Consider the following 22,530-nt stretch of genomic DNA (forward strand, 5'->3'; position numbering starts at 1 on the left):
CCATGGAAGACGAGACACTCAAGCTGCAGGACCTGGTTCCCGCCGAACCTTTCATCCAGTCCCCTGGATGGCCCTGGTGGGCGTGGGTAATCCTTGCCGTCCTCATCATCGGTCTCGCGCTGCTGATCCGCACCCTTTCCAGAAAACAGGATGCAACGCAAGGCGCGGACCCGGCACTCATCGCCGAAGAAGCCTACCAATCCGCGCTTGGAAAGATCGAACAGGCGCGCAGTAACAGCGCCATTCAGGAGGTCGCGACTTCATGTTCAGCAGCCATTCGGCGCTACCTCGCCACGGCAACCGGAGACCCCTCCCTGTTCGAAACCCACGAGGAATTTCTCGCCCGGCACGAGGCTCTAACCGACTACCCGATCGAGGTTCGCAACGGCGTTTCCGTCGGCTTCGGCCGTCTCGCCCGGCTGAAGTACGGCAAGTCTCCGAGTGGAGTAAGCGATGAAGTCGCCGATGAAAGCCGCCAACTTCTTCAACAGATCCACCAACACCGGCCAGCATGAGCGACATTCTCGAACATCTCCGGTTCGCCAAACCCGCCTGGCTGCTGCTCTTCCTGCCATGCCTGCTGCTGTTGCTGCTGCGGCGTGGTCGCGGTGCCGAAGCCGCCATTGCCTTCTCATCGCTCTCGGTGCTCGTCAGCCTTGGTGCCAAGGTCCGCAGAACCGCCTTCTTCATCGGCCTGCCCTTGATGCTGCTATCGCTCGTGCCCGCCATCCTCGCCATGGCCCGACCTGTCTGGCGGACCGAGCTTCAGGCGAAGGCTGCCAGCGGCATCGACATCGTGGTCGCGCTCGATGTCTCGCTCTCGATGAGCATCGACGATTTCTTCACGCCGGAAGGTCGACCACTGCGCCGAATGGATGCCGCCAAAGCGGTGGTGCATGATTTCATCGTCGGCCGACCCGACGACCGCATCGGCCTGGTGCTCTACTCCGGTCAACCCTACATCTCGGGACCCATCACCCTCGACCACGACTGGCTGCTTGGAAAACTCGCCGAGGTGGAATTGGAGATCCTCGAAGAACAGGGCACGGCGATCGGATCCGCGATCGCTGCTTCGGCGGACAAGCTCAACGCTCGCGACGCGAAGAGCAAGATCGTTGTCCTGATCACCGATGGTGCCTCCAACTCCGGAAAACTCTCTCCGATCGAGGCGGCGGAACTTTCCCAGAAGTTGGGCATCAAGATTTACACGGTTGCGATCGGGACCAAGGACGGTCGGGTTTCACGCGGCATCCAGCGCTTTCCTCGTCAGGAATTCGACCTCCCGACGCTGAGGAAAATCTCCGAGATCACCGGAGCGGAAAGCTACTGGGCGCAGAACGTGGCCGAGCTTCAAGGAACCTTCAAGACGATCGACCGCCTCGAGAAATCGAAGGCCAAGTCGCTGACCACGAGCGAGGATCGTGAGCTGTTTGCCTGGTTCGCCGGGACGGCGGCGGGATTTGCCCTGCTGGGTGCCGTGCTGTTAGCCCTCAACCCGCCGCCTGCGCCATGACGATTGCCAATCCCGCCTGGCTGCTGCTGCTGCTGCTGCTGCCGGTCATCGCGACCGGTGCGGTCCTCACCGCGCGGCTGCGAAAGAAGCAATGGGGTGCCTTTGTCTCCGAGAGACTGCGGCCACGTCTGCTCAAGCGCTCGAGTCCGATTCCCCGCTGGATTGCCTTTGCCTGCATGCTGCTTGCCGCAGCCCTGCTGATCATCGCGCTGTCGCGGCCTCAAAGCCTCCGCGAAACCACCACCGAGAGCGTGCTCGGACGGAACATTCTTTTCGCCATCGATCTTTCGCGCAGCATGAAGGTGGCGGACATCAAACCGGACCGGCTCACCCAGGCCAAGGCGGCCGCCTACGAACTTCTCGATGCCCTTCCCAATGACCGCATCGGGGTGGTGGGCTTCGCGGGCTCAGCCTTTCTTTTCGCTCCCCTCACGCCCGACCACGCGGCCGTCCGCGAGACCATCACTCAGCTCGACACCGATTGGATCCCGACCGGTGGCTCCAACCTCAAGGAGGGATTGAAGTTGGCCATCGAGACCCTTGAAAAAACCGGAACCCGTCAGAACGCTCTCATCCTGATGAGCGATGGCGAGGAGCACGTCGGCCAGATTGGAGACATCGCCGAGGAGGCTCGCCTGGCCGGCATCGAAGTGATCACCATCGGATTCGGCACCCAGCAGGGCGATTTCGTGCCCGACGAGCAGTTCGCCGACGGCCGTTTCCGGGATCGGGAAGGGAACGAAGTCATCAGTCGGCTTCAACCTGCCCCTCTGGAGCGGGTTGCCTCGGTTACGGGAGGAAGATTTGCCATTGCGACTTCCGGGGCTGATATTCCCGCCATGGTTCAAGCTGCCGTCTCCGATCTCGACAAGGTCCGCATCGCGGGTCGCGAGCGGATCGTAACCACGGAATACTACCAATGGTTCGTCCTGCCCGCGATCCTCCTGCTGATCGGCGCCGCACTGGCCGCGACGCGCTGGAGGGGCATCGGCGCTACGGTTGCCCTGCTCTGCCTGCTCCCCAGCCCGCTTGAAGCGGGGGATCTCGACGATGCCAAAGCCGCTCTGGCGACCGGCCAGCACGAAGAAGCCCGAGATCGTTTTGGCGCCCTGGCCGATGCCGAACCGGATACGGAGGAAGCTTCCGGTTACCGCTTGGCACAAGGAAATGCTGCCTACCGCATGGGCGATTGGTCGACCGCGAGAAAGGCCTTCAGCGAGGCGCTGCGTGGCTCCGACACCGCCCTGCGCAACGCCGCCCACCACGGACTCGGCAACACCCTTTTCGAAATTGGTTGGGCCCGACTTTCCGGCGGCCCCACCTACCCTGAAACCGGCCCCCCGCCGGAGGAAAACGAAAACGCAGAAGACGGCGATGCCTTCGACCGCCTTTCGGACGCGCTGCTCGATCGCACCGATGAGAATCGCGCCCCCGAAAGTGACCTGGATGCTTTCGAGGAAATGGTGAAGAACCGACTCTCCGAGTGGATGAAGGAAGAGACGCCCGAAGGCAGCACGAGTGAGAGCTCCGACCGCTTCAACCGCCTGCTCTCCGACTGGATCGATGCGGTCCACCATTACGACTCAACTGTTGCTTTCCAGCCCGCCGAACACAACCGCGAGTTGACCGTCATCCATCTTAAAAAACTCCAGGAGATTCTCAAGGACGTCGACGAGAACGCACAGCAGATTCAGGCCGTGCCGAGTCCCGGGGAAGGCGAAGGCCAGCAGTCGGGCGACCCTTCTCAAGGAAGCGGCGAAGAAGGCGACGAACCTGGCGAGGGCGAAGGTGAGGAGGATGGCGAAGGCTCTGGCGATGAAGAAGGCGATCAGGAGGAAGGTGGAGAGAACGAGGGCGATCAGCCAAGTCCCGGCGAAGACGGCGACACGGATTCAAAGGAGCCTCGACCCGGCGAAAGCCCCGAGGAGGCGGCACGGCGCATTCTCAATGAGAATGCCGACCTTCAAAAAGGAGCTCTTTCCCCAGGAAGGACTCGCTTCAGAAGACCCGACAAAGATTGGTAATCATGTTTCGTTTCAACACCCCATCACTGCTCCTCGCCATTTTCCTATGGCTCGGAATCTCCGCTGCTCATGCCGCCTCCCTGAGAGGTGAGATTGGCAGCCGCTTCATTGTCGAAGGGGAACAAACGGTCCTGGAGTACGTGCTTTCCGACGCTTTGGATGTCAGCGGTGCACTCGTCCTCAAGCCAGTTCCAGGACTGAACATCTCGCCCATCGGATTCGGGGCGGAGCCGAGAATCGGCCTCGGCCGACGCCGCGAGTATGTCTTTCGCTACACGGTCAGCACCTATCAACCGGGCGACTACACCATTCCTGCGGCCATTCTCGATTTGAGCGAAGGAACGCTGCGCAGCGAACCCATCCAAATCCGTGTCGCCAAGGAGTCGGACATCGAGTGGTCGACTGTCAACGTGGGTGGACGACCCATGCGCTACTCGGCAGCCTTTCACACCATCGACAACGAACCTTTCGTCAACGAAGTCATCCCCACGGAACTCAAGCTCTACATCCCCAACGAGCAGCGCGTGGAGGATTGGGGGATCCCCGAGTTTGAGCGGGATGGCGTGGCCGCCTGGCGCTTCGAACCCCGCCCATCGCTCGGTCGGGCCAAATTGCTCGGGCGCAGCTACTATGCCGTTAGTTATCCCAGCACGCTCGCTCCAACCCGTGCCGGCGCCGTCAATCTCGGCCCGGCCAACCTGCGGCTCATCACCGTGCAGACATCACTCGGTCAGTTCGGTGCCCAGGGCGTTTATGAGGCGGTCAACCTCACCATCCCGGCGCTGCCGATCAACTCGCGGGCGCTTCCTCCAGGCGCTCCCGACGGCTTCGAGGATGCCATCGGACGCTTCGAACTGAGCGTCACCACCTCCGAACCCGAGGTCCGCGAAGGCGATCCCGTTAACGTCAATATTCTCGTGCGCGGTGAAGGAAACCTGGACACGCTCAATGTCCCCAAACCGATCGATGATGAAGGTTGGCGGCTCTACCCCGCGAGCCCCCAGCAGCGAGATGATCGTCGATCAAGCACCGGCTACACGATCTTCCGCCAGTTCATGAGGCCGCTCCGACCGCAGAGCCAGATTCCCCCGTTCCGCCTCGTCTATTTCGACCCCGAGCAGGAAACCTACGCCACCCTCCTCAGCAACCCCATTCCGCTGACGGTGATCCCGGCATCCGGCCCCAGCGTCCTCGGAAGTTCAGCACCGCCTGCCCTTCCCATGCCGGTGGAAAACATGACCGATATTCTCGGCATCAGTCAGGCCGGGGCAAAGCTGCTTCCTGCAGGCAAGGGACTCCCCTCATGGATTTGGCAGAGCATCCCAGCGGCACTCGCCCTCTTTCTTCTGCTGGTGATCTTTAAAACCCGCCTGATGCCTCAGTTGCGCAAAGACCCAGACGAACTCGCTCGCCTGAATGACCTGAAATTGCTGGAAAAAGCGCCTGACGATGTTCCCGGCTTTTATCGTGCTGCCGGTCACTTTGTTGAACGCTGGCTGGGAACATCCGAAGATCCCCTGCCCCGGGAGGTACTCGCCAAACGCGATCAAACCTGCTTCAAGAAAGACGTGCAGGATGAATCCATCCCACGCTCGGAAAGACAGCGAGTGCTGCGGCAGTTGCGAAAGCTGGCGCTGCCACTCGTCGTGCTCGCATCACTCCTCGGGGCAGGCGAACTGCAGGCCGCCGAGCCGGAAACATCCGCTCAGGAAGCCTACGAAGAAGGACGCTATCAGGAGGCCGCCCGCCTCTGGCTCGAGTCGGGACCTTTCGACCGGCTTTCCGCCGACACCCTCTACAATATCGGCAATGCCTCCTACCGGCTCGGCTCTCCCGGTGATGCCGCACTCTACTGGCGGCGGGCCCTCCAACGCGATGAGACCCATGCCGAAGCACGTCAGAACCTCCGTTTTTTCGAGCGCAAGTTCGGCTCGATTGTGATCAAGCGACCTGATCACCAACACGTCCTCGCCAAAATCTCCCTGAAGACCTGGCAGAGCCTCGTTTGGGCCGGCCTCTGGATCGTCGCGATCGCCCTGCTCGTCTTCCCCGCCACCCGACCTGGTGCCCGCTCGAGAATCTTCGCCATTTCAGGATTGGTGACCGCTCCCCTGATTACCATCGCTGGACTTGGAGGCTGGTATTACTACCCGAACGACGCTCGTTTTGCTCCCGTCGAGGAACAAGCGGTCGTCGTCAGCGATAAGGCCGAAGTCCGGACCGATGCCGCGCGGAACGCCACGCTGGTCATCGAAGCACCTGCAGGATCCCTTTGCCGCCTCCTCAACAAGACCGGCGACTGGAGCTACGTCGCCTTCTCGAACGACACCCGTGGCTGGGTCCCCCATAGCGCCATTGAAACGATCATCCCGGATTCGCCGCCAAAGGTACCTGAAATAAGAATGGATGCTGACGAAGGATCCAGCGCCTGAACCCTCAACCCAAGATCCAACCATGAAAAAAGTAATCGCACTCGCACTCGCATTGATCGCTCCACTCGCCCTCGCCGAGGAAAATGAAGCCGCCAAACCCGCACCTGTGAAGGACATCCGCATCAAGATCGATACCACCAAAGGTACGATCGAAGCCACGCTCTTCGCTTCCAAGACACCCGTCACTTGCGCCAACTTCCTCAATCTCGCCAAACGTGGCTACTACAACGGCATTACTTTCCACCGCGTGATCGCCGACTTCATGATCCAGGGCGGAGATCCCACCGGCACGGGCCGCGGGGGTCCGGGCTACAAGTTCGCCGACGAATTCAGTCCCGACCTCAAGCACTCCAAGGCCGGCATCTTCTCGATGGCAAATGCCGGACCGGGAACCAATGGCTCCCAGTTCTTCATCACCCACGGACCCACGCCGCACCTCGACGGCAAGCACTCGGTCTTCGGCGAAGTCACCAAAGGACAGGACGTCGTCAACCAGATTGCCATGGGCGACAAGATCAAGTCGATCGAGATTCTCGATTCCACCGATGCGCTCTTTGCCGAGGAAAAGACTCAACTCGCCGAGTGGAACAAGATTCTCGACGCCAACAAGTAAGCGTCCCCTTCTTCATGCTCCGAACCTTCACCATCGCCGCCCTGATCGGGGCGGCGATTTCTTGTTCACCCGAGAAGTCCGGCGACAACGGCAAGACCCTTGAAGTCGACCCTCAGGACTACGGCAATCAAGTCCTTCTCACAACCAGTGTCGGTGAGATCATCATTGAACTGGATCCGGAAATGGCCCCGCTCACCGTCGCCAACTTTCTCAACTACGTCACCCAGGGCCACTACGACGGCACCCTCTTCCACCTGGTGATCGATGGCTACATGATCGGAGCGGGCGAAGTGGCCGAGGACTTTGTCGAGAAACCAGGCGGAGAACCTGTTAGAAGCGAGTCACGAAATGGTCTGAAGAACGATCGAGGAACCATCGCCATGATGCGCAAGCCTGATCCCCATTCCGCGACCGCGGCCTTCTTCATCAACCTCAACGACAACATGGCGCTCAACTACCCCCAGCCCGACGGCTACGGATACACCGTCTTCGGCCGGGTGACTTCCGGCATGGAAACCGTCGATCAGATTGCCAATACTGAGACCGCCATTCTGCCCCTGACCCTGCTCAATCCGGACACCGGAGAAGCGGAATCCCGCGAGGTCGCCGACGTGCCCACCCAGCCGATTGCCATCCTTTCCGCCCGCCGAATCCCCAAATAGCGCTCATCGGCAGGTGACAGCAGCGCCTCTTTCCTCTAACTCAGCCTCCGAATGCAGCTCTGGATCAGTCCGTTAATCGCCTTCCTCCTCGGATCCATTCCGTTCGGGTTGATCATCGCCAAGCTCAAGGGCATCGACATCCGGGCTCATGGCTCTGGAAATATCGGTGCCACCAATGTGCTGCGCGTCGTCGGAAAAAAATACGGCATTACCTGCCTGATCCTCGATGCCATCAAAGGCCTCGTCCCGACCATGATCGGCCTGAGCCTGATCCGTTTCGCCAGCCCGGACGGTCAGCCTCATTCCAACCCGATGGCGATCGAAGCCCTGACGTCCTACGGCACGGTGCTCCCCGCTGTCGATCAGTGGAAAGCCCAGACATTTCAGGTCCTGACCGGTCTGTTCGCCATCCTCGGTCACAATTTCTCACCCTGGGTCGGATTCAAGGGGGGCAAGGGCATTGCCACCTCCGCCGGTGTCCTGATCGCCCTGATGCCCGCCGCGGTGGTCATTCTGATCATCATCTGGCTGCTCGCCTTCTTCATCACCCGCTACGTCGCCGTCGCCAGCATCGCCGCCGCCGTGGCGCTTCCACTGCTGACCCTTTACGGCTCGTGGTTCCACGGAAAGTTGGCCGATGGAACTTGGAACAAACCCCTGCTGGTCTTCACCATCGTTATCTCCGCCCTCGCCATCTGGAAGCACCGCAGCAACCTTGAAAGGCTTCGCGCCGGAACCGAGCACCGCTTCGAACGCAAATCAAAATCCTGAATCCATGTTCACCAGCGCCGCCATTCTAGGAACCGGATCATTCGGAACCGCCCTCGCCAGCCTCATTGGCACCCGCCTCCCGGAGGTCGTCATGATCGGCCGGGATCCGGCAACCGTGGATTCGATCAACCTCAAGCATCGCAATCCCCATTACCTCTCTGCCGTCGAACTCCCCGAGACCGTTCGCGCGGAAATCGGCATGACGCAGGCCTCACTCCATCCGGTGATCCTCTTTTGCGTTCCTACGTCGGTCACCCGTCAGGCCGCCGCAGATCTCGCGGACGTCGGCCTTCCCGAGGAGACCGTCATCGTTTCCTGCGCCAAGGGCATTGAACGCGGCACCGGGGACCGTATGAGTGTGATCCTCCAAGAGGTCTTCCCCCGCAATCCGGTCGCTGTTCTTTCCGGCCCCAATCACGCCGAAGAGATCGGCCGCAACCTCGCCACCTGCGCCGTCATCGGCTGCACCAATGAGGACCTCGCCGTCCAGCTTCAAGACCTCTTCACCACCCCCCACTTCCGCTGCTACACCAGCGACGACCTCGCCGGCATCGAACTCGGCGGAGCAATCAAGAACGTCTACGCCATTGCCGCAGGCATCGCCGCCGGTCTAAAGCTTGGCGATAACGCGATCTCCGCCCTCGTCACTCGGGCCCTTGCAGAAATGACACGCCTCGGAGTCATGCTCGGAGGTCGTGTGGAGACTTTCGCCGGCCTCTCCGGAGTCGGCGACCTGATCGCCACCTGCTTCTCGGCCCACTCGCGAAATCATCGCGTCGGTCTGGCCCTCGGTGAGGGCAAGAGCCTCGAAGATGCCGTCAATTCATTGGGAATGGTCGCCGAAGGGGTCCCGAACACCCTTTCAATCTACGAAGCGGCCCGCGCCGCCGACGCCCGCACTCCGATCATCGACGCCGTTCATGCCATCCTCTATCAGGAAATGCCGGCAGCCTGGGCCCTGAGCCAGCTCCTGAATCGCGATCCTCGACCGGAGAAAGATTGAGTTACGACCATGCATTCAACCTGCTGGATTCCGACCGAGAGAAACCTTGCAGGGCCAGTCTGGCGACCGATGCTCCACACGTGGATGCACCATTGCTTGAAATCGATGCCATTGAGAAACGCTTTGATGACTTCGTCGCGGTTGATCGCGTCTCCCTCACGGTAAAGGCGGGTGAAACCGTCGGCCTGCTCGGGGTCAATGGTGCGGGAAAAACCACCCTGATGAACATGATTCTCGGCTTGATCTCACCGACTTCCGGATCGATCCGGGCCTTCGGTCAGGACCTTGCCGACCATCGGATCTCGATCCTTGAGCGAACGAATTTCTGCACCACCTACGCGACGCTTCCCGGAAACCTCAAGGTCCGCCATAATCTGGAAATCTTCGCCCGGCTCTACTCGGTGAAGAACCCGAAACAGAAAGTCTCCGAACTACTAGAACTACTGGAGATCTCCAGGCTCGCCGAAAAAATCACCGGCCAGTTGTCCGCAGGTGAATCGACACGCGTCAATCTCGCCAAAGCACTCCTCAACGACCCCCAGCTTCTTCTATTGGACGAGCCAACCGCGTCGCTCGACCCCGACATCGCCGACAAGGTCCGCAAACTCGTCCGCCGGATCCAGAAGGAACGCCATCCCGCAATCCTCTACACCTCCCACAACATGCGGGACATCCACGAAGTCTGCGACCGGGTGCTTTTCCTGCACGAAGGGAAGATCCTCGCCTCGGGAACAGCAGATGAGATTACCGCACAATTCGAAGGCAAGGACCTCGATGAGGTCTTCATCAAAATCGCCCGCAACGAACTCTCCGTGTCGCCAACCTGAGCCATGCTCCGCCCCTCGATCATCCAGGCTCTGGTCACCCGCCAGGTGCTGCTTTTCACCAGGAATCCCGTCAGGGCTTTCGAGCTCTTTTTCTGGCCGATTGTGCAGTTGCTGGTCTGGGGCTTTGTCACCGTCTTCCTCCAGCAGCAGGTCGGTGGCGAAGGCTTCCCGCAGTTCATCACTTTCCTGATCGGAGCCATCATCCTCTGGGACGCACTTTTCCGCTCCCAGCAAGGCGTCGCCATCTCCTTCCTCGAGGATGTCTGGACGAGAAACCTCCTGAACATCTTCGCCGCACCGATCCGAATGACCGAGTACCTCGCGGCCACTTTCACGGTCGGACTTCTGCGGGTCGCAATCACTGCCATCGTCCTCGCCGTGATCGCGCTGCTTGCCTACTCCTTCAACCTCTTCCAGTTTGAGTGGACGCTGATTGCCTTCTACGGAAACCTGATGATGTTCGGTTGGGCGCTGGGCATCATCTCGATCTCGATGATCCTTCGCTATGGCCACGCCGCCGAGTCGCTCGCTTGGGCCGTTCCCTTCATGATCCAGCCCTTCGCCTGTGTATTCTACGGCGTCGAGGTGCTGCCCGTCTGGATGCAATGGGTTTCCCTCTCGATGCCGCCGGCCCACGTCTTCGAAGGGATGCGCGGAATCCTCGCCGGTGAGGGCCTCCAACCGAGCCGTCTTCTTCTGGCCACCGGTCTGAACGTCCTCTATCTCGGCGCGGCCGGGATCCTCTTCAACTACACGCTCGGCCTAGCACGAAAACGGGGGCTTTTGGTGAAAGCCGCGACTTCCTGAATCCGTTCAACCCTTACCATGATGAAATTATTCCGTCCGCTTCCGCTTCTTCTCTCCACCATCATGGCGCTGCCGGCAGCCGAAGAAGGATGGAAGCCCCTTCTCGATGAGTCCCTCAGCAAGTGGGACATTTTCAGGGGAGTGCCTCACGAATCCGTCGATGTTCCCGGGTTTCGCAAGTCGACCAGCAAGGACAGCCGCAGCGGCACCCCGATCGGCCTCGGCAAGGACCCCCTCGGTGTCTTCTCGACCAAGCAGGAGAACGGCGAAACCATCCTTTGCATTACCGGCGAGATCTACGGAGGGCTCAGTACCAAGGAGGAATACGGCGACTACCACCTCAGCTTGGAAATGAAGTGGGGTGAGGAAAAGTGGGAACCCCGCCTCGAAGACCGCCGCGATTCGGGCGTGCTCGTCCACGCCACCGGACCCCACGGCAAGTTCTGGAAAGTCTGGATGGCTTCACTCGAATGCCAGATCCAGGAACATGACTGCGGTGACTTCATCGGACTCGCCGGCGCCAGCGCCGTGATCCGCGTGGGGCCGTCCCCGGCACCCGACAAACGGATGACTTATACGCCTGATGGCGAACCCAAGCGCACCCGTGCCTACATCAACGCCCGCACCGATGCCGACAAACCGAACGGCGAGTGGAACAAGATCGAAATCTACACCCTCGGCGACGACGCCGTTTTCGTGGTCAATGGAGTCGTCAACATGGTCCTGACCGAGTGCAGGATTGGCGGCAAGCCGCTCACCAAGGGCAAGATCCAGATCCAGTCGGAAGCCGCCGAAGTCTACTACCGGGACATCAAGATCCGCCCGATCAAAGCTTTCCCAAAAGAGATCGCACCGCTGGTGAAACCTTGACGGCTGCGATTCGGCGACGCTGACCGCTTGGCCGCGCTTCGTTCACCGCATCCGCGCAATGTAGCGAAGAGGCAGCTTCCCGTAGTAGGCGAGAAGCATCAACTGATGCCGCAGGAAGGTCCGCACCAGTCCAGAGGCCTTCCATCTCCGCCCTGAAGTCGTGACCGATTCCTTCACGACGACAACGGCGCCCCCTTTCTTGAGCCGCTCCACCATGCGCAGGTCCTCCATCACCGGGATCTCCGGAAATCCACCCAGCTTCTCAAATACCGAACGGCGCAGGAAAAGCCCCTGGTCGCCGTAAGGACTCGTCAAAAGTCGGCAACGGAGTCGCACCAGGCCTTCAATCAGGCCCGACGAATCAATCTCGTCGCCAATCCCCAATTGAAACGCCCCGGCAATCACGCCCGGACGCCTTAAAGCACTGATAATGATTTCCTGGTAGCTTGCAGGAGCCAGGGTATCCGCGTGGAGAAATAGGAGGAACTCGCCAGTCGCTGCGGTCGCCGCAAGATTCATCTGCGCCCCTCTTCCCCTCGCGCCGGAAATGACCGTCGCCCCGCAGCCTTCGGCAATCTTGATAGTCCCATCGTTGCTTCCACCATCAGCCACAAGGACCTGCCAAGGCTGCTCCCGATTGAGTTGCTCCAAAGTCGCCTTCAGCCAGGCTGCCTCATTCAAAGCTGGAATAATCACGCTCACTCTCGCCCCCACCGCCATGGCTTCCTCTCCATCGACGAGGTCTTCGGGATCATCCACATCCGGCAACACACCCAATATCGCCACGGACAGGCCGCATCGCTCGACTCGCTGAAGCGTCTGTGCCAGCACCTTCGGCCCACCCCAGGCGATCCCTTCAAAAAGTCGTGGCTCAAGCGCCTTTACACCAATTAGATAGTAACCACCATCCGCCGCGGGACCAAGAACCACGTCCTTCGAGTCCAATGCCTCAAAGGCCTCCGCCAGACGACTCTCGTCAAGCCTCGGACAATCCGTCCCGAGAATCACGACCTTGCCCGCCCCCTCCTCAAATCCCTCCTGACAAACCGAAGCCAGTCTCGCCCCCAGATCCCCCTCTCCCTGGATTTTGAAACACCCGTCACCCAGCCAATCTCGGGCAAGCATCGTACTTCCACCCGTGACCCTAACCTCGAGCTCGGTATCCGGAGAAAGCAGAGCATAGGCCGATGCCCGACCAATGGCATGTCGCGCCAAGCGATCGTGAATCCGGGCGGCCCCCTCTTCCCCAAAAGCAGGAATCAATCGCGTCTTGTTCCGTCCGGCCTCCGGAATGCGGGTCATTACCACCAGCTTCTGTCTCGACGCGGCCAACTTCACTTCTGATTCAGCTCCCAGTCGTAGTCCGTGTAAACCACCTTCAAGCGACCACTCAGAACCGCCTCACGCTCGGATGCGGAAAGGAAGGGCGCGATGAACTTTTCCACACTTCCTGATTTGGCGACGAAGTCTCCTTTGAACCAGTCATAGATCGGAGACAGGTAGAGTCGACCCTTGGATGAATCAACGCGATTCTTGGAGGCGTCATTCATGAAAATCAGCCCCTGCTGATGAAGCTGGGCGTCGAGCCTGGCGGCCTGATAGACTTCATTCCGCAGGCTCGGACAGCCTTCCGATGCGCAGTTGATGGCAAAGTGGGCCCTCGGATCATCATAGTCCTTGCGGATCATCTCGTGCTCAATCTGATCCAGCGTGTAAGTCTTCCCAAAGGCCTTCACCACAGGCTGCTTCCACGGCCCCTTGAATCCTCCGATCTTCTTGATGCTCTTCACCGGATAATAGTCGATCACCAACTTCAAAGTCGCCGCATTGTAGAGATTAATCAGGAAAGCCAACTCCTGCTGATCGTTCCAACTCTTGAACTCCGACTTGGGGACCTTCGACAAGGTATCGAGATAGGCCACCAACGCGCCCTGATCGTTCTTCAATCCAGCGTAGTCGACCTTCTTGTTCGAGACATACTTCTTCAGAACCTTGTCAAAAGCGGCATGGCTCTGATCGAAGGCTCCAGCCAAGGAGCAGGAAAAAAGCAGCGTCAGGGCCACGGCGATCTTGGTGAAAATTGGGTTCGTCTTCATGGTTTGCTTGTTGGGATTCAAAAAAGTCCGGCTCTACGCGGGCGCACCATCAAGTGCGCCAGTACAACTGCTTCCCGCTCCGGCCGTGCAGCCAAAGCAATGGCTTCCCGTCAGAATCGGGACGTCCGAAAGCGATTCAGGGGTCACATCCCATAAAAAAAGCGGTTTGTCGGTCCGTAGCTGCATCTTGAGCATCTGGTTGAAGTCGCAGTCAAAAACCTCCCCTTTCCACCCGATGTTGATCGTGCTCCGACACATCAGTCCGTCCACAGTCGAGGGATTGAAAGCATCCACAATAAGATCCATATACTCCTCCAACATCCCCTTCTCACGAAGATCCGTCGCGAAGCGGGCGATCGGCAGATTCGTGATTGTAAACAGCCGGCTGAAAGTCACCCCATACCGGGCCAGCAACTCCACCTTGTAATCCTCCTCCAGCTCTTTCTGATCCGGTGGCAATGTTGCCCCGATGGGATTGTAAACGAGCGTCAAAGGAAGCCGACTTCCATACCCGACGGCATTCAGTTTCTTGAGAGCACTGATGCTTTTCTGAAACACTCCGTCACCGCGCTGGCTGTCCACATTGTCTTCCAGATAGCAGGGCAAGGAGGCCACCACTTCAACCTCATGCTCCGCCAGATACTCGGGCAGGTAGGCGTGGGTCCTGGTCTCGATGATCGTCAGGTTGTTGCGGTCGATGACATGAGCATCGACCGAGCGCGCCCTCTCGACAAAAAACCGGAAGAACTCGCTGATCTCCGGGGCGCCACCGGTAATGTCCACGATCTTCGGTCGATGCCGGGTGATCCAATCACCGACCTTCACCGCCGTCTCCTCGTCCATCATCTCCGTCCTCCACGGTGAGGCATCAACATGGCAATGGGTGCAGGTCTGATTGCACTTCCGACCCACGTTGATCTGAAGCGTTTCAAAGGTCCCCCGCTTCAAAGGGGTCGAGTGCTCGGACAGTTTGGATTGAAAGAGGTTCATCGATAAGCGGCCAATCTAGGAGCACTGGAGCATAGGAACATTCCGAACAATCCGAAATTTTTCATTAAGAAAGTGCTGAACAAAGAGGAAGTTCGGACACGGATCGTTTTTTGATGGGAATCGGGCCCAACGATTCTTTGCATTGCTGCGGATGCATCGGTGGCCCCGGCAGATGGGCGCAGGGCGATCAAGTTAGGGGAGGGATCGAAATGAATCCGCAGATGGACGCCGATGAACGCAGATTGAAAAGGGCTGTTTTCTTGAGATTTACCCATTTCCCGGCTAAGAGGCATCGGATTCGGGATTAAAATTCAGGATTTCCCGAGATCTGCGTCCATCCGCGTTCATCTGCGGTTGAAAATGGAAGTTCCAAAGGCTAGCGATTCCCCGGCTTGATCGCCCCGGCAGATGGGCGAAGAATTTGCAGCGCGTGACAGCCGTTTTGAGTGCCCGTCTTTCCCTGCTTGTTTTCAGGCCTGCTTCCGAGCTGCGAGCACAAAGTCGCCCAGCCCCAGGATGGATGACTTGGAGTTGGTGGTGGTTCTTGGCCAATCCTCGATCGCGCGTCTTCCGCTGCTTGAAGAGCTTGTTGAGGATGTGAGAGGGGTGTTCGACGAAGGCACGCACCGGGGCTTTCGCCTTTTCTGATGCCAACACCCGGTCTCACCACTCGATACCCACCCCCTCTTCCGGGATCAAAATCCGCTCGCTGATGCCGAGGCGGTCCGCCTCCTGAAGCAACCGGTCCACCGGCTCCTCAGGCGGTTCGTTTCCTAGCGGAAATGTGCCGTAGTGCATCGGAATCATCACCTTCGCACCAATTTCGGCAAAGGCGCGAACTGCTTCCTCCGGGTTCATGTGGACATCCCGTCCACTCGGGGCCTCGTACGCTCCAATCGGCATCAAGGCGACGTCGATATCGGGCAGACGTCGACCAATCTCACCAAAACCATCGAACCACGCGCTGTCACCGCAGTGGAAAACGCTCTTCCCGGCCGCCTCGATCAGGTATCCGCCGTAGTCGCGATGCGTGTCGTGAAGATAGCGAGCCCCCCAATGATGACTCGGGGTATGAGTGATGTGCAGTTCATCAAACTCAACGCGGTCCCAGATCTTCATTTCATGAACGCTGGGAAAACCGAGACGCTTGACCAAGGAACCGCTGCCTCTCGGTACCACAATACCTTCGCGCGCTTGCAGCACTTTGAGGCTCGGCTTATGAAGGTGATCAAAGTGGGCGTGGGTCACCAAGACCAGATCGAGTTCCGGAATATCACGCAATGGCAAGCCGGGACGACGCTGGCGACGCACGAAACCGTGCCAGTTCGCCCAGTTGGGATCGACCATCAAGGCATGATCCGCGAACTGAATGTAGAATCCCGCATGACCCACCCATGTCACCCGGACCTTGCCGGGCTCGGGTGAATTCAGCATCGGAGATTGCTCTTCTCCACCGGGCCGACGGAACATGCCCGGCACGATCCGGTGCCGGAAAAACTTATAGTTCCGCCGCGGCCAACCTTTCTGGGGTTTTAAACCGGAGTATCGAGCCTCGGCCCGTTCACCGTCCATCGGTCCTTGGTCCATGGTTGCAGAGACCCTCAGTGGGTGGCGACGGCTTCTTCGTAGGCTTGCGAAATGCGCGATGCCCAATCTTTCGCCCTAACAGAGAAACTCCGATCATCGCCCGCGTACGATATCCCACGCGACACATTGATGACATCCGGAGCACTCCGCCCGGCCGAAGCGAGGTCGGCAAGATCACCGCCCTGTGCCCCCAGGCCCGGAACGAGCAGCGGGGCGTCAGGCATCTTCGCCAACACCCCACTGGCATTGGTCAGTCCGACCACATAGCCGGCATCCGTTGCCTTCCCCTCGCTCTTCGCCCGCTCACCGAGCGCCGTCACCAGTTCGAAAACCGAGCGCCCGTCCGCCAGCGATTGCCGTTGAAAATCCGCCGAGCCCGGATTCGAGGTCACGGCAAGCAGGTAGATCCCCTTCCCTTCCCAGCCGAGGAAGGGCTCGATCGAATCATAGCCAAGGAAGGGATTCAGCGTCACCGCATCCACCTTCCAATGCTTGAAATAACTATGGGCATAGTATTTCTGCGTCTCTCCAATGTCGCTACGCTTCGCATCAAGGATCACCGGCACCTCCTCCGGCATCCGCCCGAGCAGCTCTTCCAGAATCTCGATGCCCCGCAAACCCATCGCCTCAAAGTAGGCCATGTTCGGCTTGAAGGCGGCAGCCTGCTCCCAGGTCCCGTCCACCAGCTTTCGGAGGAAGTCCGGCACCGCCTCGATCCCGTCATCTCCCGGCCGGGGATCGATCCCGACACAAAGTCGGGACCCGGTGACATCAATGCGTTTTTGAAGACGTTCGGCGTAGCGCATGGTCGGAGTGTGACGCGGCTTTTCCCGGCAGGCAACCTGTGATCGATCCAAGTTCACGGCAGCCGCATCTGCGACCCGCCAAAAATCTTCCGGTTCACGCGGCTTTCCGTGGCAATCACCAGCGCCACGGCCACCAACTGGCCAATGAGGAGCGCCATTTTTGGGCCATGGTCGAGGGTCAGCCACTTGCCAAAACACCCGCAATCAGCGCTTAGCCCGAGCACCCAGGCCTGACCGGACACGAAGATGAACAGCAAGGTCAGTCCCAGCGCACCGCGCGAAGCCCCGCGCGCGAGCCAACCGGTGATCAGGCCCAGCCCCACCAGAATCTCAAACCAAGGCACGACATACGCCACAGGCAAATTCCACGGATCCTTGAGGATCTCGAACGCCGCCACCTGCCGGGAAAATTTGGGAATGCCCTCAATCACCTTGCTCAGGCCAAAAATGAAGAACCACAACCCGAGCCCGACTCGGACGGTGAGAATCGCATAATCCCATGAGCTTTTCGGAGTCATTTTCAATCAAAAACTAGCCGCACTTTCCCGCCCAACCAAGCGCCGAATCCAGTGGACCTTTCGCGCGTTCCAACTAGCTTGACGGGATGCTCCGACAGTCCTTTCTCCTCGTCGCGATTCTGAGCCTTTTTCCTGTCGTGGCCCCAGCGGGATCGAGCCTCAGGAAATCCGATTTCCCCCAATACGACCTGCGCGAGGGCGACATCGTCTTTCAAGGCAATGCCGGTCCCCAAAGCGATGCCGTTCGCGCGGCCACCGATTCACCCTACACGCACTGCGGGCTGGTTTTCGTCCAGAATGGCAAACTCATGGTGATGGAAGCCATCCAGCCCGTGCAAGTGACTCCCCTCGAGCGCTTCATCCAGCGCAGCCTGCCCTCAACCTTCCACGCCAAACGCCTCAAAAACCCGGTCGATCCCGCTTCCTTAGCGAAAGGCCGCGCTTGGGCTGCCAAGCAAGCCGGGCTGCCATACGACGTTCAATTTCAATGGGATGACAAGAAACTCTACTGCTCTGAATTCGTCTGGAAAGCTTACGCCGAAGCTGGTGTGAACCTTTGCGAAAAGCGCCCATTCAAGAGCTACAACCTTGATCGGCCCCAGGTCCGCAAAATCATCGACCAGCGATACGGCGGCATCGACAAGCTCCCTCTCGAAGAACCCGCCGTTTCCCCGGGCGACCTCGCGGCATCTCCGCTGCTGATCGAGGTGCCGAAGCTTTCGAAAAAGCGCTAGATAGGCGCCTCCAGGGTTTTTGAGGTTTAAAGTTTCAGTATTCCGGCTTCCCTCTCCGCGTGCCCGTCACCGAACTTCTCCAACAGCTCGTCCAAATCCCGTCGGTCAATCCCGACAACTCTCCGGGAACCGACCAGACCGGCGAGCAGGAGATCGCCCAATTTCTCGCCAACTGGCTCCGGGATCTCGGCGCCGATGTCACGCTTGAGCAGGTCAAACCCGGGCGCCCGAATCTGATCGCCCGCTTCGCGCCCCTCGACGGGCGACCCCGCATCCTGCTCGGACCCCACCTCGATACCGTCGGCGTCGCCGGCATGACCATCGATCCCTTCGCAGCCGAGATCCGCGACGGCAAAATCTGGGGTCGCGGCACTTCAGATACGAAGGGTCCCATGGCGGCCATGCTTTGGGGACTCAAGGAAAACGCGGAGGCCTTGAAGAACGCCCCCATCGCGATCGACTTCGTCGGCTTCATGGGAGAAGAGTCCGCGCAATGGGGCTCCATCCAATTCGGAGCAACGCATGGCAAGGACTATCAATTCGCCATCGTCGGGGAACCCACCTCACTCGACATCGTTCACACCACCAAGGGATCGCTCTGGGCAACCCTGATAGCCAAAGGCAAGGCCGCGCATTCGTCGCAACCCGAACGCGGCGAGAATGCCATCATCAAGCTCGCCCGAACCATCGACGATCTCCAACAGGACCTCGCCCCGAAGCTCGCCAGCTTCACGCATCCTGTCCTCGGCGGTTCCACCATGAATGTCGGTGTCTTCCGGGGTGGATCACGACCCAACATCGTCCCCGATCATGCCGAAGCGGAAGTCGACATCCGCATCACCCCTTCTCTAACAGAGTCCGGTGGTGCCCTTCAGCTCCTTAAGAAATTCCTGGCAGGTCGAGATATCGAAATCTCCGCACCCGCGGAGAAACCGCCGATGGAGACAGCTTCTAACAACCCATGGATCCAGCGCATCCAAGCCGTGCGTCCGGATTCCCGAGCCGTGGGCGCGCCGTGGTTCTCGGACGCCTCCCACTTGTCAGAAGCCGGCATCCCATCCATCTGCATGGGTCCCGGCTCGATCGATCAGGCCCATACCAAGGACGAGTTCATCGAGATCGCGGAACTCGAAGAAGGCGCCGCGTTCTTCGCCTCTCTTGTTTCTTCACTGCTCACTGATCACTGCTCACTCGGCACTTCTTCATGACCACCGTTCTCGACATCCTCGACAAGGGAACCGCTTACCTGGAAAAACGCGGGATCGAAGATGCGCGACGCAACATGCAGATGCTCGTCGCCCACCAACTCGACTGCACCCGCATGGAACTCTATGTGCGCTTTGATCATCCGATCGACGACTGTCATCTCGAACCCCTGCGGACTGCCCTGAAGAAGCGAGGCGAAGGGATCCCGATCCAGCATCTGTTAGGCACCGTCTTTTTCCGCAATCATGAGTTCAAGACCGACGCACGCGGACTCATTCCCCGACCCGAGACCGAAGAACTCGCCGAGTGGCTGACCAAGAACGTCACCCTCCCGGCCTCCGCTCGCATTCTCGACATGGGCTGTGGTTCCGGAGTCCTTGGGCTGTCGCTCGCAGCGGACTTTCCCGAGGCGGATGTCACCTTGGTCGACGTCTCACCGGAGGCTCTTGCCTTGGCCCGGGAAAACGCGGAGCTCACCGGGATCACTGTCACCATGGTGCAGAGCGATCTCTTCTCGGATCTGCCGGAAGCACCACCTTTCGACCTGATCGTCGCCAATCTCCCCTACGTGCCCGACGCCGAAGAACTCGCCCCGGAGGTCCGACATGACCCCGCTCTGGCGCTTTTCGGCGGAGCCGATGGCATGGACCTGATCCGCCGCTTCATCCCGGAGGCCGCCAAACGCCTCACCCCCGGCGGCTGGCTCGCCTTGGAAATCGGCCATGATCAATCGACCGAAACGGAAAAGCTGCTTCGTGCCGCTTCCCTCACCGACGTCTTGACACTCAAGGACCTCTCGGGCATCCCCCGTTTCCCAATCGCACGAAAAGCCTGAAGCTTAAATTTCTCTAAACAGACCTTGGCGCCCTTGGCGTCTTGGCGTTTCAATTCTCTTTCAATTCAATGGATAAACTTCTCGTTCACGGCGGCACTCCGATTCACGGCACGATCACCATTTCCGGTTCGAAAAACGCCTCTCTCCCCATTCTTGCCGCCACGCTCCTGACCGAGGATGACTGCGTGATCCGCCGCGTTCCCGACGTTTCGGACACCAACTACATGGTCCAGATCCTGACCGGACTTGGCTCAGACGTGGAGCGTTTCTCAGGCACCGTTCGAGTCAACGCGGCTGAAATTTCCGACACCGCGCCCTACGACATCGTCCGTCGCATGCGCGCCTCGGTCTGCATGATGGGACCCCTTCTCGCCCGCAAACACCGCTGTGTCGTCGCTCTGCCCGGTGGCTGCGTCATCGGTGACCGGCCGATCGACCTCCACATCCGTGGCCTTGAAGCCCTTGGGGCCAAGGCCGAAGTGGAAGCCGGAAACGTGATTCTCTCCGCTCCCAACGGCCTCAAGGGCGCAACGATCGACCTTTGTGGCGACAACGGGCCCACCGTCCTCGGCACCGACAACGTGATGATGGCGGCGACCCTCGCCGAGGGCACCACCACCATCACCTCAGCGGCCTGCGAACCTGAAGTCGTCGATCTCGCCGATTTCCTCAACGCCATGGGAGCCAAGGTTAGCGGTGCCGGCACTCCGGTAATCACGATCGAAGGCGTCGAAAAACTTCACGGCTGCGTTCACAACGTCATCCCCGACCGCATCGAAGCCGGCACCTTCATGGCCGCCGCCGCCCTCGCTGGCGAAGGCGTGACGCTGCGTCGCGTCAACGAAGGCCATCTCGCCTCGATCACCCGTGCCCTGCGCAAGGCCGGCCATCAAGTCCACTTCAACGACTCGGGCGATGTCTGCACCGTCCACCGCGGAGAGACCCCGATGCCCGCGGAAATCGTCACCGAACCCTACCCCGGCTATCCCACCGACATGCAGGCCCAGATGACCGCGCTTTTTGTCACCACGCCGGGCACCAGCGTCGTTGTTGACACCATCTTTCCGCAACGCTTCATGCACTGCGCCGAACTCAAGCGCATGGGAGCCGACATCACCCTCAGCGATGGCAAGGCGATCATCAAGGGAGTCGAAGGCCTCAGTGCCGCTCCCGTCATGGCCAGCGACCTGCGCGCCTCCGCCGCACTGGTCCTCGCCGCTCTAACAGCCAAGGGCACCACCGAGATCAACCGGCTCTACCACATCGACCGGGGCTACGAGCACATCGATGAAAAGCTCCTCGCCCTCGGTGCCAACGTCGAGCGGGTCAGGGAATAGGGAAAGCGGCTTTGCAAGCCGCCCGCCTCGCCTCAGAGCGCCGAAACAACTTGCCAAGCCCTCACCCCACAACCCACCTCACCCACAGGCGGGCGAGTTCCAAACTCGCTTTCCTCAGAGCCGCCTCATTCGGTAGAGTGGCTTTGCAAGCCGCCCGCTTCCCCTCAGAACTCCGAAATACCTTCACAAGCCACCACCATGGCCTTCTTCAATCCAGAACAGGACACCGAGAAGCACCGCCACAACCTCCCCCACTGGCAACAAAACAAGGTGTGGATTTTTCTCACCTACCGGCTCGCCGACTCGCTTCCCCAAGTGATCCTTGCCCGCTGGAAAGAGGAACGCACCACATGGTTCGCCCACCACCCCGAGCCTTGGGACGAGAATACCGAAGCGGAATACCATCAGCGATTCACCGACCGGATTGATCGCTGGCTCGATCAAGGTCACGGCTCCTGCCTCCTGCAATCTCCAGAGAATGCCCAGATCGTCGCCAACGCCTTCGAACACTTCGACGGCGAGCGCTATCGCCTCGTTCGATACGTGGTGATGCCGAACCACGTCCATCTTCTCTTTCATCCTCTCGCGTGTCATCGACTCCCCGATCTCGTCCACACGTGGAAACGCTTCACCGCACGAGAAATCAACAAACGTGAAAACCGTAGCGGTCCGCTGTGGATGGCCGACTACTATGATCGTCTGATCCGCAGTCAAAAGCATTTCGACTGGGTCCTGCGCTACATCGAAAATAACCCCGCAGCACTATCCCCCGGATCTTATCGGCTGGGCCCCCACTAAGGAAAGCGGCTTTGCAAGCCGCCCGCCTCGCCTCAGAGCGCCGAAACAACTTGCCAAGCCCTCACCCCACAACCCACCTCACCCACAGGCGGGCGAGTTCC

Annotated in this window: 22 protein-coding genes and 1 pseudogene; 16 read left to right on the plus strand and 7 right to left on the minus strand. The window is 59.6% G+C overall.

The features are described from left to right. Nucleotides 1-2: 2 nt before the first annotated feature. The 11 genes from WBG04_RS09240 (at nt 3) to WBG04_RS09290 (ending at nt 11,522) form a co-directional block, all read left to right on the plus strand. Nucleotides 3-515 (plus strand): hypothetical protein, encoded by a 513-nt coding sequence (locus WBG04_RS09240; protein ID WP_424314126.1) that lies wholly within the window; start codon nt 3-5, stop codon nt 513-515. Continuing rightward, on the plus strand, nt 512-1,513 hold the full coding sequence (locus WBG04_RS09245) for a VWA domain-containing protein (protein ID WP_424314127.1): 1,002 nt from the start codon (nt 512-514) through the stop codon (nt 1,511-1,513). The genes WBG04_RS09240 and WBG04_RS09245 overlap by 4 nt, the downstream gene beginning before the upstream one ends. After that, on the plus strand, nt 1,510-3,537 hold the full coding sequence (locus WBG04_RS09250; RefSeq protein ID WP_424314128.1) for a vWA domain-containing protein: 2,028 nt from the start codon (nt 1,510-1,512) through the stop codon (nt 3,535-3,537). The genes WBG04_RS09245 and WBG04_RS09250 overlap by 4 nt, the downstream gene beginning before the upstream one ends. 2 nt (nt 3,538-3,539) lie before the next feature. Then, nucleotides 3,540-5,969: a hypothetical protein gene (locus WBG04_RS09255; RefSeq protein WP_424314129.1), complete on the plus strand. Its 2,430-nt coding sequence runs from the start codon at nt 3,540-3,542 to the stop codon at nt 5,967-5,969. Between the two features lie 22 nt (nt 5,970-5,991). After that, nucleotides 5,992-6,582, plus strand: a complete 591-nt coding sequence (locus WBG04_RS09260; protein WP_424314130.1) for a peptidylprolyl isomerase — start codon at nt 5,992-5,994, stop codon at nt 6,580-6,582. A 14-nt stretch (nt 6,583-6,596) separates the two neighbouring features. Beyond that, nucleotides 6,597-7,244: a peptidylprolyl isomerase gene (locus WBG04_RS09265; protein WP_424314131.1), complete on the plus strand. Its 648-nt coding sequence runs from the start codon at nt 6,597-6,599 to the stop codon at nt 7,242-7,244. A gap of 51 nt (nt 7,245-7,295) precedes the next feature. Then, nucleotides 7,296-8,015, plus strand: coding sequence for a glycerol-3-phosphate 1-O-acyltransferase PlsY (gene plsY / locus WBG04_RS09270; protein WP_424314132.1), 720 nt, complete (start codon nt 7,296-7,298; stop codon nt 8,013-8,015). Between the two features lie 4 nt (nt 8,016-8,019). Continuing rightward, nucleotides 8,020-9,018 carry an NAD(P)H-dependent glycerol-3-phosphate dehydrogenase gene (locus WBG04_RS09275; protein ID WP_424314133.1) on the plus strand — a complete coding sequence of 333 codons (999 nt, stop codon included), beginning with the start codon at nt 8,020-8,022 and terminating at the stop codon, nt 9,016-9,018. Between the two features lie 80 nt (nt 9,019-9,098). Beyond that, nucleotides 9,099-9,845, plus strand: a complete 747-nt coding sequence (locus WBG04_RS09280; RefSeq protein WP_424314134.1) for an ABC transporter ATP-binding protein — start codon at nt 9,099-9,101, stop codon at nt 9,843-9,845. 3 nt (nt 9,846-9,848) lie between these two features. After that, complete coding sequence (locus tag WBG04_RS09285) at nt 9,849-10,652, plus strand: ABC transporter permease (RefSeq protein WP_424314135.1); 804 nt, start codon at nt 9,849-9,851, stop codon at nt 10,650-10,652. Nucleotides 10,653-10,670: 18 nt separating this feature from the next. Further along, a complete protein-coding gene (locus WBG04_RS09290; protein ID WP_424314136.1) occupies nt 10,671-11,522 on the plus strand; it encodes a 3-keto-disaccharide hydrolase in 852 nt (283 codons plus the stop codon). A gap of 42 nt (nt 11,523-11,564) precedes the next feature. Here the strand turns inward: WBG04_RS09290 and WBG04_RS09295 are convergent, their stop codons facing one another. The 7 genes and pseudogenes from WBG04_RS09295 to WBG04_RS09325 all read right to left on the minus strand — a co-directional run bounded on the left by WBG04_RS09295 (nt 11,565) and on the right by WBG04_RS09325 (nt 17,519). After that, nucleotides 11,565-12,824 carry a TIGR04283 family arsenosugar biosynthesis glycosyltransferase gene (locus tag WBG04_RS09295; RefSeq protein ID WP_424314137.1) on the minus strand — a complete coding sequence of 420 codons (1,260 nt, stop codon included), beginning with the start codon at nt 12,822-12,824 and terminating at the stop codon, nt 11,565-11,567. Nucleotides 12,825-12,856: 32 nt separating this feature from the next. Beyond that, the gene (locus tag WBG04_RS09300) at nt 12,857-13,618 is read right to left on the minus strand and encodes a DUF547 domain-containing protein (protein ID WP_424314138.1); all 762 of its coding nucleotides are present in this window, start codon (nt 13,616-13,618) and stop codon (nt 12,857-12,859) included. 33 nt (nt 13,619-13,651) lie between these two features. Continuing rightward, nucleotides 13,652-14,608, minus strand: coding sequence for an arsenosugar biosynthesis radical SAM (seleno)protein ArsS (gene arsS, locus WBG04_RS09305; RefSeq protein ID WP_424314139.1), 957 nt, complete (start codon nt 14,606-14,608; stop codon nt 13,652-13,654). Between the two features lie 528 nt (nt 14,609-15,136). Next, nucleotides 15,137-15,253, minus strand: a pseudogene (locus tag WBG04_RS09310) (IS5/IS1182 family transposase); the annotation flags it as partial. Between the two features lie 18 nt (nt 15,254-15,271). Then, a complete protein-coding gene (locus WBG04_RS09315) occupies nt 15,272-16,078 on the minus strand; it encodes an MBL fold metallo-hydrolase (RefSeq protein WP_424314140.1) in 807 nt (268 codons plus the stop codon). Nucleotides 16,079-16,209: 131 nt separating this feature from the next. Continuing rightward, nucleotides 16,210-17,001, minus strand: a complete 792-nt coding sequence (pyrF, locus tag WBG04_RS09320) for an orotidine-5'-phosphate decarboxylase (RefSeq protein ID WP_424314141.1) — start codon at nt 16,999-17,001, stop codon at nt 16,210-16,212. Between the two features lie 53 nt (nt 17,002-17,054). Then, the gene (locus WBG04_RS09325; RefSeq protein WP_424314142.1) at nt 17,055-17,519 is read right to left on the minus strand and encodes a MauE/DoxX family redox-associated membrane protein; all 465 of its coding nucleotides are present in this window, start codon (nt 17,517-17,519) and stop codon (nt 17,055-17,057) included. 86 nt (nt 17,520-17,605) lie between these two features. Between WBG04_RS09325 and WBG04_RS09330 the strand changes: the two genes are divergently transcribed. From WBG04_RS09330 to WBG04_RS09350, 5 genes are all read left to right on the plus strand, one after another. After that, a complete protein-coding gene (locus tag WBG04_RS09330; RefSeq protein ID WP_424314143.1) occupies nt 17,606-18,253 on the plus strand; it encodes a YiiX/YebB-like N1pC/P60 family cysteine hydrolase in 648 nt (215 codons plus the stop codon). A 59-nt stretch (nt 18,254-18,312) separates the two neighbouring features. Then, nucleotides 18,313-19,461 carry a M20 family metallopeptidase gene (locus WBG04_RS09335; RefSeq protein ID WP_424314144.1) on the plus strand — a complete coding sequence of 383 codons (1,149 nt, stop codon included), beginning with the start codon at nt 18,313-18,315 and terminating at the stop codon, nt 19,459-19,461. After that, entirely contained in the window at nt 19,458-20,294 is an 837-nt protein-coding gene (gene prmC, locus WBG04_RS09340) for a peptide chain release factor N(5)-glutamine methyltransferase (protein WP_424314145.1), read from the plus strand. The genes WBG04_RS09335 and prmC overlap by 4 nt, the downstream gene beginning before the upstream one ends. Nucleotides 20,295-20,362: 68 nt before the next feature. Beyond that, complete coding sequence (murA, locus tag WBG04_RS09345; RefSeq protein WP_424314146.1) at nt 20,363-21,631, plus strand: UDP-N-acetylglucosamine 1-carboxyvinyltransferase; 1,269 nt, start codon at nt 20,363-20,365, stop codon at nt 21,629-21,631. Nucleotides 21,632-21,829: 198 nt separating this feature from the next. After that, complete coding sequence (locus tag WBG04_RS09350; protein WP_424314147.1) at nt 21,830-22,429, plus strand: transposase; 600 nt, start codon at nt 21,830-21,832, stop codon at nt 22,427-22,429. The last annotated feature ends 101 nt before the right edge of the window (nt 22,430-22,530 follow it).

Origin of the sequence: Haloferula sp., assembly GCF_049672945.1 — a bacterium.
Classification (GTDB): Bacteria; Verrucomicrobiota; Verrucomicrobiia; order Verrucomicrobiales; family Akkermansiaceae; genus Haloferula.